General features: G+C 54.3%; 15 protein-coding genes, 1 pseudogene and 1 riboswitch. Of the genes and pseudogenes, 8 read left to right on the forward strand and 8 right to left on the reverse strand.

All coding sequences use genetic code 11. The features are described from left to right. Positions 1-21: 21 nt before the first annotated feature. From FG166_RS09080 to FG166_RS09100, 5 genes and pseudogenes are all read right to left on the reverse strand, one after another. The gene (locus tag FG166_RS09080; protein ID WP_003681212.1) at positions 22-669 is read right to left on the reverse strand and encodes a Crp/Fnr family transcriptional regulator; all 648 of its coding nucleotides are present in this window, start codon (positions 667-669) and stop codon (positions 22-24) included. Continuing rightward, positions 647-1195 carry a ferritin family protein gene (locus FG166_RS09085; RefSeq protein WP_003681210.1) on the reverse strand — a complete coding sequence of 183 codons (549 nt, stop codon included), beginning with the start codon at positions 1193-1195 and terminating at the stop codon, positions 647-649. The genes FG166_RS09080 and FG166_RS09085 overlap by 23 nt, the downstream gene beginning before the upstream one ends. Continuing rightward, a complete protein-coding gene (locus tag FG166_RS09090) occupies positions 1195-1425 on the reverse strand; it encodes a heavy-metal-associated domain-containing protein (protein ID WP_003681208.1) in 231 nt (76 codons plus the stop codon). Before FG166_RS09090 ends, FG166_RS09085 begins: the two co-directional genes overlap by 1 nt. Positions 1426-1492: 67 nt before the next feature. After that, positions 1493-3377: pseudogene (locus FG166_RS09095) on the reverse strand (heavy metal translocating P-type ATPase). Between the two features lie 193 nt (positions 3378-3570). Beyond that, positions 3571-4563, reverse strand: a complete 993-nt coding sequence (locus FG166_RS09100) for an NAD(P)/FAD-dependent oxidoreductase (RefSeq protein ID WP_003681199.1) — start codon at positions 4561-4563, stop codon at positions 3571-3573. 172 nt (positions 4564-4735) lie between these two features. On the opposite strand from FG166_RS09100, the gene FG166_RS09105 reads away from it, so the two are divergent. The 6 genes from FG166_RS09105 to FG166_RS09130 all read left to right on the forward strand — a co-directional run bounded on the left by FG166_RS09105 (position 4736) and on the right by FG166_RS09130 (position 11299). Next, positions 4736-5695 (forward strand): nucleoside hydrolase, encoded by a 960-nt coding sequence (locus FG166_RS09105; protein WP_003681197.1) that lies wholly within the window; start codon positions 4736-4738, stop codon positions 5693-5695. Positions 5696-6062: 367 nt separating this feature from the next. Beyond that, positions 6063-6152: riboswitch (TPP riboswitch) on the forward strand. 70 nt (positions 6153-6222) lie between these two features. Then, positions 6223-6801, forward strand: a complete 579-nt coding sequence (locus FG166_RS09110) for an ECF transporter S component (RefSeq protein ID WP_240839928.1) — start codon at positions 6223-6225, stop codon at positions 6799-6801. Positions 6802-6804: 3 nt separating this feature from the next. Continuing rightward, positions 6805-8187, forward strand: coding sequence for an ATP-binding cassette domain-containing protein (locus FG166_RS09115; protein ID WP_003681190.1), 1383 nt, complete (start codon positions 6805-6807; stop codon positions 8185-8187). Then, a complete protein-coding gene (locus FG166_RS09120) occupies positions 8177-8830 on the forward strand; it encodes an energy-coupling factor transporter transmembrane component T family protein (RefSeq protein WP_003681189.1) in 654 nt (217 codons plus the stop codon). Before FG166_RS09115 ends, FG166_RS09120 begins: the two co-directional genes overlap by 11 nt. A 44-nt stretch (positions 8831-8874) precedes the next feature. Further along, positions 8875-9234, forward strand: a complete 360-nt coding sequence (locus FG166_RS09125; protein WP_003681187.1) for a magnetosome magnetite crystal formation protein family — start codon at positions 8875-8877, stop codon at positions 9232-9234. Between the two features lie 103 nt (positions 9235-9337). Next, a complete protein-coding gene (locus FG166_RS09130; protein ID WP_003681185.1) occupies positions 9338-11299 on the forward strand; it encodes a cation:proton antiporter in 1962 nt (653 codons plus the stop codon). Between the two features lie 857 nt (positions 11300-12156). Here FG166_RS09130 and FG166_RS09135 read toward each other — a convergent pair. The 3 genes from FG166_RS09135 to FG166_RS09145 all read right to left on the reverse strand — a co-directional run bounded on the left by FG166_RS09135 (position 12157) and on the right by FG166_RS09145 (position 14940). Continuing rightward, entirely contained in the window at positions 12157-13170 is a 1014-nt protein-coding gene (locus FG166_RS09135) for a lipoate--protein ligase (RefSeq protein WP_003681183.1), read from the reverse strand. 11 nt (positions 13171-13181) lie between these two features. Then, positions 13182-13604, reverse strand: coding sequence for an OsmC family protein (locus FG166_RS09140; protein ID WP_003681182.1), 423 nt, complete (start codon positions 13602-13604; stop codon positions 13182-13184). 373 nt (positions 13605-13977) lie between these two features. Continuing rightward, positions 13978-14940: an alpha/beta hydrolase gene (locus FG166_RS09145; protein ID WP_003685422.1), complete on the reverse strand. Its 963-nt coding sequence runs from the start codon at positions 14938-14940 to the stop codon at positions 13978-13980. A 129-nt stretch (positions 14941-15069) separates the two neighbouring features. Between FG166_RS09145 and FG166_RS09150 the strand changes: the two genes are divergently transcribed. Next, entirely contained in the window at positions 15070-15495 is a 426-nt protein-coding gene (locus FG166_RS09150) for a helix-turn-helix domain-containing protein (protein WP_003681180.1), read from the forward strand. Then, positions 15492-16343 carry a hypothetical protein gene (locus FG166_RS09155; RefSeq protein ID WP_003681179.1) on the forward strand — a complete coding sequence of 284 codons (852 nt, stop codon included), beginning with the start codon at positions 15492-15494 and terminating at the stop codon, positions 16341-16343. The genes FG166_RS09150 and FG166_RS09155 overlap by 4 nt, the downstream gene beginning before the upstream one ends. The last annotated feature ends 12 nt before the right edge of the window (positions 16344-16355 follow it).

Consider the following 16355-nt stretch of genomic DNA (forward strand, 5'->3'; position numbering starts at 1 on the left):
GAAGCCTAGTGGCGTCCTTTTTTATTGGCTAATGGTCACTACACGGTTCTGGCGGGTAATCTTCCCTTCTTCTTGCAGGTGGCGGAACTTGCGCGACAGAGTTTCTGGCGTTGTCCCTAGGTAGGCGGCCAAATCCTTCATCTTCATCGGCAGGGTAAAGCGCCCGCCCCTTTGGCTGGCCAGGTGGGATAGGTAGGCCCACAGACGTTCTTCCACCCCATCAATTACCAAAAACTGGTTTTGGGCGGTTAATTCCCGCACCTTGGCCATCGTCAGTTGCAAGAGCCGGGCCGCCAATTCCGGGTACTCGGCTAAAAGGTTGGTAAAGGCGTCGTAGGTTAGTTCGCAAATGGCGGCGTCTTGTTCAACCACCGCAAAGGTTGCTTCGTTGGCGGCCCCGTAAAGCCACTGCTCGCCCACGTACTCGCCAGTCCCCAGCACCGCCAGCACCTGTTCGTCGCCGCTTTCGCTGAGTTGGTAGAGTTTCAACCGTCCCGCTTCGACGATCAGTAGCTTTCCCTCGTCGCCCGGGGAAAGGATAATTTCACGGCGTTGGTAGTGGTGGTGGTGCACCATGGTTTCAATCCGTTTTTGATCCGGCAAAGACAGTTGGTTAAAGAGCGGCACCAGTGAAACGCAGAGGTGCTCACCATTGATCGTCGTCATCATCTTCTTGATACCTTCCCGTCATCAAATCATTTCCCAGGAAATTTTGCCCGGCCAAAATTTGCGTCCGCATCCAGGTGTCGAGGTCGACTAGGGTGTGAACTAACTTCATCAACCCTTCTTTTTTACCGAGGGCAATCGCCTTTTGGAGGAAGAGCAGTTGGGTGTCAAAGTCCTTGATTAGGTCAAAGAGCTGGTCCTTGCCCGGAGCATACTTCTGGGCGCCGTTTTCCTTTAGCATCGTGTACTGGGTAAACTGAGCGGTTGTGGTCGGTACCGCCTCGCCATTGATCACTAGCAGTTGATTAATTCGATCAAAGTATTGGCGTTCCGTGTTCAACCATTCGCCCGTGTACTGAGCCAAAAAGAGGCTGGCGCAGCCCTTGGCAAACAGGCGGGCCTGATTAATCTTTTGTTGGTGGAGCCAGAGGTTAGCCAAAATGTGGCCGGTCATCGCCCCGGCCGTGGGGGTGTGGTGGTCGACGTCGGCTTGCTTTAACTCCACTTCGTATTGTTCTTGGATCTCCATTAAACTAACTCCTTTTCCTTAACCTTATTAACCTGATAACCAAGGTTTTCGACGACCTGCTTCAAAGCAGCGGCCGTGGTTTGGTCGCTATCCACGGTCGCCTTTAACTTACCGGCGTTAAAGAGGACCTTAACCTCACTGACCCCGGCCTGGTGTTCAACCGCCGTTTTAATCTTGTCCAAGCATGACGGGCATGACATCCCGCCCAACTCCATTAGTACCTTTTCCATGATAAATCCCCCTTTTGGGCTTCAGTATAGGCAGGCCAACTCGAAAAATAATTGATCCCCATCAACTTTAATGAATTTTTAAGAGTCGCATCCCGTTGATGATCACGATTAAAATACTGAGCTCGTGAATCAACATTCCCGAGGCCATGTGGACGTAGCCGGCAAAGAGGCCGCCAAAGAGCAGGGTAACGGTCAAAATGGCAATCGCGATGTTTTGGTTCATGTTGGCGACCATCCTCTTGGCAATCGTCAGGGCGACCGGTAACTTGGCTAAATCGGAATGGAGCAAGACGACGTCGGAAACTTCTAAGGCAACGTCAGTCCCGTTGCCCATCGCAATTCCGACCTCGGCCGTGGCTAGGGCCGGGCTGTCGTTGACCCCGTCGCCCAGAAAGGCGACCCGGTGACCAGCTGCTTGGAGCTCCTTGATCTTTTCAACCTTCTCTGCCGGCATCAGGTTCCCGACCACCTGGGTCATCCCAACTTCTTTTCCGACCCGTTCGGCGGTGGTCTGGTTATCGCCACTTAGCATGATCAGGTTCTGGTAACCCAACGCCCGCCACTTAGCATGATCAGGTTCTGGTAACCCAACGCCCGCAACTTAGTAAAGGTCGCCCGGGCCTCGTCTTTGAGCGGGTCACTAATACCAAGCAGGCCCCTCAACTGACCATCAACGGCGAAGTAAACCAGGGAGCGTCCCACTACTTGCCATGCCGACGCCGTGGTGGCCACCGCAGTTAAGTCCACCTGGTGGGTAGCTAATAATTTAGCGTTGCCAACCAACACCGTAGCCCCTGCCACCTGCGCCACCATCCCCTGGCCCGCCAGCACCTTGCTTTGGTCCACCGGTAAGGGGGCGACCGCTTCGTATTTAAGCACCGCCTTGGCCAGCGGGTGGTTAGCGACCGTCTCGACACTGACTAGCAATTGGTGGTCGCGCTCGCTAACACCTGTATCCCACCAGTCACTCACCACCGCGGGCAAGCCCTTAGTAACGGTGCCGGTCTTATCAAAGACCAGTGTGTCAACCTTACTCAAAGCGCTCAAACTGGCACTCCCCTTGGTCAACACCCCGAGCTTGGCGGCCCGACCGATCCCGGCGACGGTCGACACCGGCACCCCAATTACCAGGGCCCCGGGGCAACCAAGCACCAGGACGGTGATGGCTAGGGCGACGTCTTTCGTTGCCAGTCCAACCACCAGGGCAATTAGCATAATCAGCGGGGTGTAGTACTTGGCAAAGCGATCAATCACCCGCTGAGCCTTGGACTTACTGTCTTGGGCCTCTTCGACTAGTTCGATGATCTGGCCAAAGGTCGTGTCTTCCCCGACCCGGCTAGCTTCGACAACCAGGGTGCCATCCGCTAAGATTGTTCCGGCGCTAACGGTTTGGTCCACCGCCTTGGGAAGCGGCCGGGCCTCCCCCGTTAAGCTGGCTTCGTTCACTAAGCCGTGGCCCGTTTTACCACCCCGTCGACTGGTACCCGGTCGCCCGCTTTCACTAAGACCAAGTCCCCCGCGTCCACGAAGTCAATGTCCGTAACCTCCCCGGTGGCGTCGTTTACGTCGGCGAGGACGGTGGCGGTTTGCGGCGCCATGTAGGTCAACGACTTGACGGCCGCCCGGGTTTTCTTTAGGGTTAACGCCTCCAAGACGTCGCCGAGGTTAAAGAGCCACACGACGATGGCCGCCTCGTTGTACTCACCAATGATCAGGGCGCCAACGATGGCCACGGCCACCAATAGTTCGATCGAGATCACCCGGTAGGTCAAGGCGCTGACCGCCCGTAAGACCAGTGGCACACCCCCCATGATGGCGACGAGCACCATCAAGAGTGAGTAGGCTTGCCCCAAGTTAGTTAAACGGCTGAGTTCGGCGAAGATGATTAACCCCGTCATCGCCCAGACGTTTTGCTGTTGGTGGCGATTAAAGAATTCTTGGACTTTTCCCATAATTATCCCTCCTTTGTTACCTTAAGGATATCCGGTACCACCCCCATTTAAATTGATCGGAATCAAGAGTACCAAAAGAAGTGCGGAACAACCGTAAAGCAGGCTGTGGACTAAGCTAGGGTGAAACGTAAAAAGGCGGCCGACGGAAAGTTCTTCCGTCAGTCGCCCGCTTTAGTTTAAGAATAATCGTTAGTTAGCCAATCCCCATCGATGAACTGTGAGTAGCCATCCGTTTGTCGGGGTAGAGTTCCTTGGCTAGGTTGGTGATTGCCGTAGGCGCCTCCCCGAAGCCGGTCGCAATCAGGGCCACCTTACCTTCGTAAACGACCCCGTCGCCGATTGCGTACACCCCAGGAACTGAGGTCTTCATCGTTTGGTCGACCTTGATTTGCCCCCGTTCACTCGCTAGGTCCAAAGACCAGTCCTTTAAAGCGGCGTTATTGGAGGTGAAGCCGTAGTTTACCAAGACCTTATCAACTTCGAGTGGTCGCTCTTCGTCAGCGCGCATCTTCTTGAGGTTCAAGGTGACCGATTGATCGGCGTTGACGGTTAAGTCCTTGGGCAGGTACGGGGTCAACTTTTCAATCGTTGAGGCCTCCAGTTGGGCAACGGTGTGTTCAAGGGCCCGGAAAGCATCGCGGCGGTGAACCAGGTAAACTTGCTCAGCCACGTCTTCTAGCATCAAGGCCATGTCGATGGCGGCGTCCCCACCACCGAGGACGGCAACGCGTTGGTCCTTAAAGTCTTCCTTGTGGTTGGCAAAGTAGCGTACCTGTTTGCCCTCCAGTTCTTCGGCGCCGGGCAGGGCCAGCTTGCGGGGACTAAAGGCGCCGTTACCCATCGCAATTACAATCGACTTGGAGGTCGACGTCCGCTTGGCGCTGTGAATGGTGAAGGAGCCGTCATCTTCTTTGACCACGTCGGTGACCTTTTCGCCCAGGAATTGATCGACCGGCGCCACTTCGATTTGGGCTGCTAGGTCATCCGCCAGTTCCTGGCCAGTGACCCCAGCCTTACCGGCCACGTCCCAAACCCGCTTTTCCGGGTAGAGGGCGGCGGGTTGGCCCCCCAGTTGGGGCAGTGCTTCGATTAGTTGGGCCTTTAGCTGGTGTAGGCCGCAGTAAAAGGCGGCGAACATCCCGGCCGGACCCCCACCAATAATCGTCACGTCATAGCGTTCTTCCATCGTTTCTTCCTCCTCGTTTTGGTTACCCTGCCGATTATACCACGCCCGCTTTTCTGAACAATTATTATGAATGTTCGGACTTTCTTGATTTTAATTTGTATTTATCCGGTGATTCAAGTATCATTGAAAGCGAAATCACAATCCTAAATTATACGTTACGGAGGGTTTTATAATGGCACAAAAGAAAATGATTTTGGACCTGGACACCGGGGTCGATGACGCACTAGCAATTGCTTACGCGGTTGCTGCACCCGACGTTGATTTGATCGGGATTATTTCTTCTTACGGAAACAACCTGCTCGACGTCTGCGCTAAAAACAGCCTTAAGTTGCTAGAACTGCTCGGTCAGACCGATGTTCCGGTTTACAAGGGTTTACCTCACTCCAGCACCAGCGATCATTTCGATGTGATGCAAGTTTCCAAGGACATCCACGGTGACAACGGAATTGGTGACGTTGACCTGCCAGAACCAAAGCGGGCCTTAGAAGAAATGTCTGGGGTCGACTTCTACATTGAAGCCGCCCACCAATACGGCCAAGACCTGATCATCATTCCAACCGGCCCGATGACCAACCTGGCCGCCGCCCTGGAAAAGGACCCCGAGATTGCCCACTTGATCGGCAACGTTACCTTCATGGGTGGGGCCCTGACCGTTGAAGGGAACGTGACCGACGTGGCCGAAGCCAACATCAACCAAGATGCTAAGGCAGCCGACGTGGTCTTACGAAGCGACCTACCACTGACGATGGTTGGCTTGGACGTCACTTTGCGGACCCTCTTAACTAAGAAGGAAACCCAACAGTGGCGCGAACTGGGCACCAAGTCCGGGATTGCCTTTGCTGACATCACCGACTTTTACATCGATGCCTACTACAACTTAGACATCGACAAGAACGGTTGCGCCCTGCACGACCCACTGGCCGTCGGGGTCTCCTTAGACCCAACCTTTGTGACCACGATTTCCCTGTTCATGAAGGTAATCTACGACGAAAACAACTACGGCCGTACGATTGGGGATAAGGACCGCTTAAACGACCCGAACCCGAATACCAAGGTGGCCGTCGACGTCGACAAGGAGCGCTACTTAGCCACCTTCATGGACCTGTTGACCAACTTGTTTAAGGAACACTAATAGGAAGTGCGGAACAACCTTCTCGACGGGCCATGGGCTAAGCCAGGAAGTGAGCGAAATAATGCTCACTTCCTTTTTCTTTTGTCCTCCACACCACTCTCCGTTGTCTTACGATGTTACCCGTTTTCGTCACGCCACGTTCCGTGGTCTTAGTCTTTTGGTAACTTTTCCACCGCTTTTCCACTTTTCCCCAAGGGGTTGTGGATAATTACGGACTTATCCCCAAGATATGGGTAGCCCTTTTTCCAACCTAGTCAGAGCACTCCCGTTTTTTAACAAGGCGTGGCGCCACGAACCGTCCTAAGCAGGCGATCGGTAAGAATTTTCTTGCCCCCACTACCAAAAACAGGTATGATGGTCTTAAATCATATCTTGTCTGGGGTGCCATTGGCTGATAAATACCCATTGAACCTGCTTTGGTTAGGACCAACGAAGGGAACGACAGGTAATCACCGTCAAAAATCAGCCACCCCATGTCCCGGGGTGGCTTTTTCTTTGGGCAAGGAATGGTAAAAATTTTTGGAGGAATGTTTCTCATAAATAAATCACGTTTCGGATTGCGCGACGTCATCTTACTTGCCCTAATCGGGATCATCTTCGGGGTGATCTACTTTGCCGGCGACTTTGTTTACAACGCCGTTACCTTAGCCCTGACGCCAATCGGCCTGGGGGCGGCCGGCAACGACTTTACAATGGGCCTGTGGTGCATGGCCGGACCATTAGCCGGTTTCATGCTCAAGCGCCCGGGATCCGCCTTTTTGGGCGAATTTCTCGGGGCGGCCGGGGAAATGTTTTTAGGCGGCCAATGGGGGGCTTCGAACCTGATTTCCGGGGCGGTCCAAGGGGTTGCTTCTGAACTCGGGTTCACCCTAGTTGGCTACCGGATGTACAACTGGCTGACGATCCTGTCAACGACGGCCACCACCACCATCCTAACCTTTGCCTGGGACTGGTTCCGTAACGGTTACAGCCACTTCGCCCTGCCGATCCTCTTAGCCTGCTTTGCGATTCGCTTCATCTCGATGTTTCTTTTCTGCGGGGTCTTGGTCAAGTTGATCACTAACCTCTTGGAACGCGCCCACGTCATCCCGCAAGCCCAGGCCTAACCCATGGAATACCGTATCCAGCACCTAAACTTTGCCTACCAAGAGGAACCGGTTTTAGTCGACCTAAACCTAACCCTGCCGGCCGGGGAGCTCTACCTCTTTTCCGGCCCTTCTGGTAGTGGAAAATCGACCCTCTTGAGCATTATGGCCGGCCTCTTACCCCGGTACGGAGGGACCTTAACCGGCGAGGTAAGTGGGGTCGAACCGGGCACGGCTTCCTTGATGTTTCAGGACCCGAGCCTCCAGTTTGCCCTCGACACCCCGCGCCACGAGGTTGAGTTTGCCCTGGAAAACCTGGCGCTTCCGGCCAACCAGATCCCGGCCAAGGTGGAACAAGCGCTGAAGTTTTGCCAGGCCGACCACCTAGCCGACCGGCGCTTAGTAACCCTGTCCGGTGGTGAACAACAGCTCGTCGCCCTTGCGATCACCGTGGCCATGGATAGCCAGTTGATCCTCCTGGACGAACCCTTCGCCTCCCTCGATCATGACCACCGGACCCAATTGTTGGCCCGCTTAGTGGAGCTTAAAAACCAGGGCAAGACCGTTATCATCGCCGACCACGACTTACAGGGCTACCGCCAGTACCAGCCGACCGTGATCGCCTTTGAAAAGGGGCGCTGTCGCTTATTACAAGGCGAAGAGGCAACGGAGCGCTTTGATCAAGCCGAGCAACTAGCTAAACCACTCCCAGCTTACTTGCCAACTGAAGGGACCACGCCCCTCTTTTCCCTGGCCGACTTAAAACTAATTACGAACGGTGCAACACTGTTAACCATCGACCAGCTAGGCCTCTTTAAAGACCGGGTCACCCTGCTAACCGGGGAATCCGGTAGCGGCAAAACCACCCTCTTTCGGGCCCTGACCAAGCTACGCCCCTACCTAGGTTCGGTTACCTACCAGGGCCAAGAAATCAAACAGGCCAAGGCGGCCCCGTACGCCCGCCAAGTCGGCCTCGTCTTTCAGCGCGCCTCTGACCAGTACCTCAACGTGACGGTCAAAGAAGAACTGGAGCTTAGCCAACAACAGGGGCAAAACCCCTACTTTACCCCGGAACGGGTCCAAGCTACCCTGAAAAAACTGGGGCTGACCGGGATGGACGAACGGGTCGTTTACTCGCTTTCCGGCGGCCAGCAAAAAAAGCTCCAACTGCTGTTGATGCTAATGATGGGTCAACCGGTCTTACTCCTGGACGAACCCTTCGCCGGCCTCGACAGTAAGTCGATTGAAGTGGTGTGGGAGCTGATCGACGCGAGCCGCCAAGTTTGGCCGCAAACGCTGATCATCATCAGCCACCAGCTAGCCGGGCTGGCCAACCACATCGATTACCGCCTCCACTTAGCCGACCACCACTTAACTTACCAAGGGGAGGTGCACCATGAATCCTAGTCTGCAACTGCTGTTGGTTCTCCTAATTTCCTTTGAGGTCTCCTTTACCAGCCGCTTAACGGCCAACCTGGTCTTCTTAGTGATTGCCATTTTCGTCTTATTGGCCCACCGCCTTCACTGGCGCCAGTGGCTGCGGCTGCTGGCTGGCCCCTTCTTACCGGCCCTGGCCCTCTTTGTGACGATCGTTTTCTATAGCCCCGGCCACGACTGGCACTTTGGCTTCGTCTTAGTCAGCCGGATCTACCTCTACGTAATGCTAGGGGCGACGGTGACCTTTACCACCACCCCGCTCAAATTGGCCCAGTCCCTGGAACAAACCGCCCACCTGCCGGCTAAGTTTGCTTACGGGACCTTGTCGGCGGTCAACCTCTTGCCTAAGATCAAGCAAGAAGTCATCCAAATCCGGGCGGCCGCTTTAATGCGCGGCGTCACCCTCCACCTGTGGTCACCCACCCTGTACTTCAAGGCGATCCTGGTGGCGATTAACTGGTCCGACCAGCTGGCCCAAGCGATCGAATCGCACGGCTTTGTCGAAGGTAAACAACGCACCTTCGCCCACCCCATCGCCGTTCACTGGTACGACTGGGCGCTCCTCGGCGGCGGAATTATAATTTTACAGGTGCTCTTAATTGCCTTTCCCTAGGCTTTTCGGTATGCTAAAAGAAAAGTTTTGGGGGAGGAGATTTGATGAACGAGCAGACCTTAACAAACCGAATCGTGGGGGGCTTAAGCTACCTGGCAGTCCTTTTCTTGCCAGTCTTATTTCCGCTGATCGTTTGGATCGTGGCCCGGCAAGATAACCCGCCGTTGGCCCACCATGGTAAGGTCGCCTTTTGGACTCAACTGGCGCCCTTCTTAGTCGTCATAGTCTTGCTAGTGGTCGTCGCCATCTTAAACGCAGTCGGGATTAGCGCCAGCCACCATACCATCACCGGGGGCGCCGCCTGGTTAAACATCCTCTGGGTGGTTGCCCTACTCGTCGGTAGTGCCGCCCTCTTTGCTTATAACATTGTCATGGCCGTCCTCGTCTTCTTAGGTCGGCGTTAACTTTTTGCGTTGTTACAAATAATGCGGAAGCCACCCACCCTTGCTTAGCACCCTTGCTTAGAAGGGAGTTGTTTCCGCCCATTTTTAGAAAGGATGATAATTCTTGTCGACGATTTTTGGGATCTTAATGCTCCTAATTGCCGTGGTGGCCGCCAACGTCTTACACCTCTTGTGGCCCCGGCTGCCACTGGCCATCTACCGAATTTTAGCCGGGATTGTCTTGGCCCTGATTCCCGTTCAATCCCACACCTTTGAACTAGATCCCAAAACCTTCCTCTTGTTAATCATTGCCCCCCTACTCTTTAACGACGGGCAGGGAACCTCCCCACGCGAACTATCGCGTAACCTCAAACAAACGCTATCAATGGCGGTCACCTTAGTTGTCTTCTCGGTACTGGTGGTAGGGACTGGCTTGCACTTAGCGATGGCGGAGACCTTCTCCTTACCGCTAGCCTTCATGTTGGGGGCAATCATCACCCCCACCGATGCGGTCGCCGTCAAGTCACTATCGGCAACGGTGGCGATGCCCAGAAACGTCAACCGGACCTTAGAGCACGAAGCCCTTTTTAACGATGCGTCCGGCCTGGTCTTGTTCGGCCTGGCCACCTCCACCCTGTCATCGGGGCACTTTTCCTTAGGGCAGGGGATCTTCACCTTCCTCTACGTCTTCTTAGGCGGGATCATCTTTGGGGCGCTGATCGGTTTCCTAGCCATCCAATTGCGGACAACCTTGATGCGGACCCACGTTGATATCGGGCGAATTGTGATCCCGATCAACCTGATGACTCCAATCGTCACCTACTGGTTTGCCGAGGAACTCCACTTATCCGGGATCCTGGCCGTGGTGGCCGCTGGGATCGTCCACGCCCTCTTGTACACCCGCTTGCGGTTGACCTCGGCTAAGGTCCAAATTGCCTCCACCACGATCTGGTCGATGGTCGCTGACATTTTAAACGGGCTGGTCTTCGTCTTCTTGGGGGTCACCTTGCCCAGCGTGCTCGGTAACACTTCCCTAGCGCGCCTAGCCAAGATTTTCGTGGTCGCCATTGCCCTCTACTTAGTAATGGGGGCGCTACGCTACTTCTGGAGCCAACTCAAGTTCGTTGACCTCCACTCTAAGAAAAAGCAGCGCCAAAAGGACAGTTTCCTACTCTCCCTTGGCGGAATCCACGGGACGATCACTTTAGCGATGGCCTTTTCAATCCCCCACACCATCAACGGCCAACCCCTAGCGGCCCGCAACACGATAATTTTGATCGCCGCCCTCGTGATCATCATCAGCATCACGGTCGGGGCGCTCGCCTTTCCACGCATCCTACCGGCCAAAAAGAAGAGTTACCGGCAAAGCGAGTTCCAATATCAACTTAACAAGACCGTCCACTACGCCATCGACCAACTCGCCAATGAACCGGGCGGGGCGGCCGAAAAAGCGGTGGTCTTAAACGTGTTATCCAGCCAAAGCACCCTAACCTTTAAGACCAACCAGGCCCGCTTCCAAAGGATTTATGACCGGGCCCACGAGGTCGAACTCGCCGCGATCACCAAGCTCAGTGAAGAAGGCAAGGTGACCGACAAGATCGCCCGCCTGTACGTCGGGTTGATCTCACGGGAACTGGCTAGCCACGGGGACGGGCTGATCAACTTCTGTCGGGGGATTTACTACCGGATCAAGTGGCACCGGGTCCGCCACCGGGTTTCGCACATAACCCCGGCCCAAACCGCCTACTTCAAGCGCGAGGTCGCCCCGATCCAGCAACAGGTCGCCCGCGTCTTTGACCTGATCTACCCCCAAGTCATCGCCTACCTGAATGACATCCAGACCCCCGCCAACACCCACGAGGTGACGATGGTCCGGCGCTCCTATTTCAACCGCCAGCGTTTCTTCCGCCAGCACGAGCACCTCGACGGCGAGCAAATCGACATCCTCTTCGTGGCGGCCTTCCAATTTGAACATTCCTACATCCAGCAGGCGGCCGCCAAAGGTACGATTTCGGTTGAACTGGCCAACGCCCTTAACGAACACATCTCCACCGACCAGTTGGTGTACATTCAATCGACTAACTAGGAAGTGCGACCCAACCTATCAAACAGGCCGTGGGCTAGGTATAGGTCACAGGTTAGCGCGCCAGCGGTGTTCTGTGGCCGGACTTAGCCACTAGGCCTGTGGTTGGGGAGCACGTTATGGGAAGTGCGACCCAACCGTTAGCCGCCATTCCCCTTATAACATTTGGTAACCCACCTAACGAAAAAACGCCCCCGTGGTTAAAACCACGACGGGCGTTTTTGATTCCCGGGTAATTTCCCGAGAAATATTAGGGACTACTGACGCTTGCGAGGGTGCGATTACTACCCAACTACTCTTTTTTAAAGGCAACACGGCAGTACACCAATGGACTCTAGCAGTTCGTTTCACGAACCTAGCTAGAGTCCTATTGGTGCTTGCGGAGGTACGATCCACCTTATCACCATTTTTCCTGAATTCTACATACGCAGTACGTCAGTGGCTTCCACTCGTTCGACTAGCGAACTTCCTAGAACCCTACTGACGCTTGCGAGGGTGCGATTATTACCCAACTACTCTTTTTTAAAGGCAACACGGCAGTACACCAATGGACTCTAGCAGTTCGTTTCACGAACCTAGCTAGAGTCCTATTGGTGCTTGCGGAGGCACGATCCACCTTATCACCATTTTTCCTGAATTCTACATACGCAGTACGTCAGTGGCTTCCACTCGTTCGACTAGCGAACTTCCTAGAACCCTACTGACGCTTGCGAGGGTGCGATTACTACCCAACTACTCTTTTTTAAAGGCAACACGGCAGTACACCAATGGACTCTAGCAGTTCGTTTCACGAACCTAGCTAGAGTCCTATTGGTGCTTGCGGAGGCACGACTAAGAAATCAGAGATTTCAGTCGTGCTCTCATTCCTGCCGGACCAGCAGGTCGACAATTTCGTCCTTGGTGATCTTACCAAAGACCCGGGCCACCAAGCCCTCGTCAATCTTTTGGTTGATGGCTTCCCGGTCGTAGCGAACCCCCAACAAACGCTGTTCAAAATCGCGCACGTCTTCTTGACCTAAGAAGTCACCATAGACCTTGAGGTAGGCAATCTTACCGCCCTCAATTTGAAAACGGAAGTCGACCGTCCCCTGGTCAAAGTGTTGGCGGTGTTGGATGGCCGCCTTGGGCGACTTGCCATATACGAAGTCCCAGTTGCTAAAGATCTCCGCGTTGATCTTGGCCACGGCGGCCTTGTCTTCATCACTCAGCACGTATTCCTTGGCATCGGCTAGGTCACTGACACCGAGGATCTTCTTGGCTAGCGTGTCGCGGAATTCCTCGATCGTCAGGTGCTGGTAGTCCGGCGTGAAGTGGGGCTTTAGGTTAGTTACCCGGCTGTGGACCGACTTAATTCCCTTGGATTCAATCTTGTCCTTAGGCACATTGAGGGCGTGGCCAATCACGTCGAGGTCGACGTCGTACATCAGGGTGCCATGGGAGAACATCCGCCCGTGGGCAATCCGCATGGCGTTGCCGGAGAACTTCTTACCTTCGATCTGTAAGTCGTTGCGCCCGGATAGTTCAGCCTTGGTCGCCCCCATTTCGTGCAGGACTTCGATCACCGGGTCGGTGAACTTAGCGAAGTTCCCGTTAGAGTGGCCATCATCTTTAGTGATAAAGCTAAAGGAAACGTTGCCCAGGTCGTCAAAGACCGCCCCACCCCCGGAGGTCCGGCGGGTAACGATGATGTTATGTTCACGCACGTAATCAAGGTTGACCTCTTCATAGGCGTCCTGATTGCGGCCGAGAATGATGCAAGGCGAATTGATGTAAAAGTAGAGGATCGGCTCATCGAGTTGGACGTGCTCCATCAGGTAGGTTTCTAGCGCCAGGTTATAGCGAATGTCCCTGGTATCAGTGACTAAGTACTTCATGCTCTCCTCCTCTAAAATGCGAATTGCTTAACCAGGTGCACCCTGACGTTTTGGCTTGAACCAACGATTTTAGCAACTGGGCAGCGGCGTTCGCACTTGGCCAAGATCTCTTGGGTCTCTGCTTCAGCGACTTGGGGAATCCGGACCTGGCAGTCCAAAAAGAACTGGTAGCCCTCGGTATCCTTGCCCATGTCAACGCCAACCTTAACTTCGGCGGCGTGTTCTAGTCCCCGGCGCCCCTCTTCAGCTTCGATCGTGGCGTTTAAACAAGTAGCCAGCGCTAATCCCAGGAGCTGTTCCGGGTTGGTCCCCGGGTCATCCTGGAGCGGGCTGGACGTCAAAACATCTAAGTCACCGCCCAGGGTCACGCGGGCGTGGCCGTTTAAACCGGCATCATTAATCACTTCGGTGTGGTATAAAGAACGAAAAGTCATCACTTTTCCCTCCTTATGAATGCGTTTGCACCCATTATACGCTGAACTGACTAAAAGAAAAGGGAAGTGCGTTATTGGAAGTACGCACCAACCAATTGGCAGGCCGTGGGCCAAGGATAGGGCACAGGTTAGCGCGGTACGCGGTGTTCTGTGTCCAGACTTAGCCACTAGGTCTGCGGTTGGGGAGCACGTTATCTGTACAACAAAAAGAGGTTAGAGAAAGATTTACCCTAACCTCTTAATATGTATGTCCTTCCTCTAGCTAAGAGGAAGGGTGAACAACTATGCTACATCAAGTGGCTAATCTTGATTATGGTAGCTAGCCATCGTGTGTTTACAACTACACCTTAGCGTATCAAGTAGGGCTTAGCAACTATTTAATATACTTCTCCAAAAAGTCCTTCACGTGCTCTTGGTAAGCCGCTGGGGCGGTCGCAAAGGACTTAGCGTGAACGGCTCCCTTGACCAACCACAGTTCCTTGGGACCCCTAGTCGCGGCGTAGTTTTGGTAGACCATCGCGGTTGGGACAAAGGTGTCCTTGGTACCGTGAATGAAGAGCATTGGGCGATGGTTGTGGTGTAGGGACTTCACCGAACTAGCCTGGCCGATGAAAAAGCCGTTGGCAACCCGGTTGATACCACTCATCGTCTTGATCAGCGGCCAGGCGACAAATACCGGCAAGCCGTACAGGTCCTTAGCTTCGTGCATCAGTTCGGCGTTAACGCTGGTGTAGCCACAGTCTTCAATGAAGGCCTTGACCTGGCTAGGCAACTTGATGCCCGACGTCATCATCGTCGTGGCGCCCCCCATTGAGACCCCGAACATCACGATCTGACTATCGGCGCCGTTTTCTTTAATCAGACGGTTAATCCACTTACGTTCGTCGTAGCGTTCCGGCCAGCCGTAACCGATGTATTTCCCCTGGCTATCGCCGTGGGCCCGGGCGTCCGGGATCAAGACGTTGTAGCCCAGCTGGTGGAACATCGCGGCGTAGGCCCCCATCGAATCCTTGTTATTCATGTAACCGTGGGCGATCAGGACCGACTTATTGGTCTTCTTGGCCGCCGGAATGTAATCGGCGTCCAGCTTCAGGTTGTCGGTCGCCGACTTCATCGTCCAAACCTGCTTAGGGGTCTTTTGGAACCACATCTTCTGGGCGTAAAGCGGGTCGGACTTTTCAATCTTGGTATTGTTGTTAATAAAGGACTTGTGCCCCGCCACCATTGCGACGTTAAAGAAATACAGGGCCACCCCTAAAAAGGCGACCACTAAGAGGGTCACTAAGCCACCGACCACCCAGGGCCAGCGGCGGCGTTTGTTGCTCGTTTTTTGCATCGTTTTCTCCTCAATTTTCAATCGTTTCATTTTACCACGCTGTGTGGGTAATCGTCATTTGCTTTTCTAAGACCACGGGGCGTGGCGTGAATGGTATAATAAAACTGAATTGAGGAAGGAAGTGTCGATATGTTTCCAGAACGACTCCGGGCCTTGCGCGCCGGACAAAAAATTACCCTCCAAGAACTAGCCGACGCCCTGAGCAAGAACTTAGCCCCGGGTGAAAAGCCTAACTCCCCCTCCCAAATCGGGAACTGGGAGCGGGGGATCCGGACCCCGTCTTACGTTGAGGTCCGCAAGCTAGCCGAGTACTTTAACGTCAGCCTCGACTACTTGACCGGGCGCTCCGACCACGACGAAACCGATTTGGCCAAGCTCTTTTTTGATACCAACAAGGCCCTGACCTTCAACCAGCGGACCCTAACCAGCGAGGACCGCTACGAAATCTTCCAACTGATTGACGGCTACTTTAAGGGCCAGGCCAACCGTCGCGAAACCGCCACTTTCTATGCCCAACAAGAAGAACTGAACTTAAACTTTAAGGACGAATCATGAACCCCAAAAAACTCCGCCAACTCAAAAAAGCTACTAAAAAGGCCCGGACCACGGCCCCAGCTCCCTACATTGCACAACTAACCCGCTACCGGGACCTGTTTGACAAGGTACCCCAGGTCAAGTACCTGCTCAACGCCGCCTTGTTAGACGACCAGTTGTTAAAGTCTGGGCTCTTGCCCCAGCCGTTGCCGAAGTTGCTCTTGCCCGATGACATCCAAACCGTCATCTTCAACCAGCTTGCGGCTAAGTACCCCCAGGGCGACGCAACCGGCGACCGCTTGTGGGACCAGTACACGGCCGCCCTGCCCAAGGTTGACGCCCTCTTGCGCGACTACCGTGACTACCTAGAGGAAACCTACGGAATGTGGTCCTTTACCAACGTCTCCTTTATCAGCAGCCTGAGTGATTATTTAAAGGGCGCACCGGTCTTGGAAGTGATGGCCGGCAACGGTTATTTGTCCAAGGGCTTAAAGGACAAACGCCCGACCCAAACGGTGTTCACCACCGATTCCACGGCCTGGGTCAAGGAGAACCAAACTGGGCGCCATCCGGTCATTTCAATTGAACCCTTAGACGCGCTCGCCGCCGTCGACAAGTACGCCGACCAGGTTGAATACGTGATCATGTCGTGGGCCCCGGACAAGGGCGAGGCCGACTGGGACTTGTTAGAACATTTGCGGGAACACTACCCCGCCCTCAAGCTCCTCGTGATTGGGGAAAAGGACGGCGCCACCAATTCCAAGCGTTTCTGGCAAGAAGCCCAGCTCTCCCAAGACGGCCTAGCCCAGGTTAACGCCGCTCTAAAGTCCTTTGACCTGATTGATGAACAGGTTTATTTAGCTAAATAAAGAAGTGCGATC

Source organism: Limosilactobacillus fermentum (assembly GCF_013394085.1).
GTDB lineage: Bacteria > Bacillota > Bacilli > Lactobacillales > Lactobacillaceae > Limosilactobacillus > Limosilactobacillus fermentum.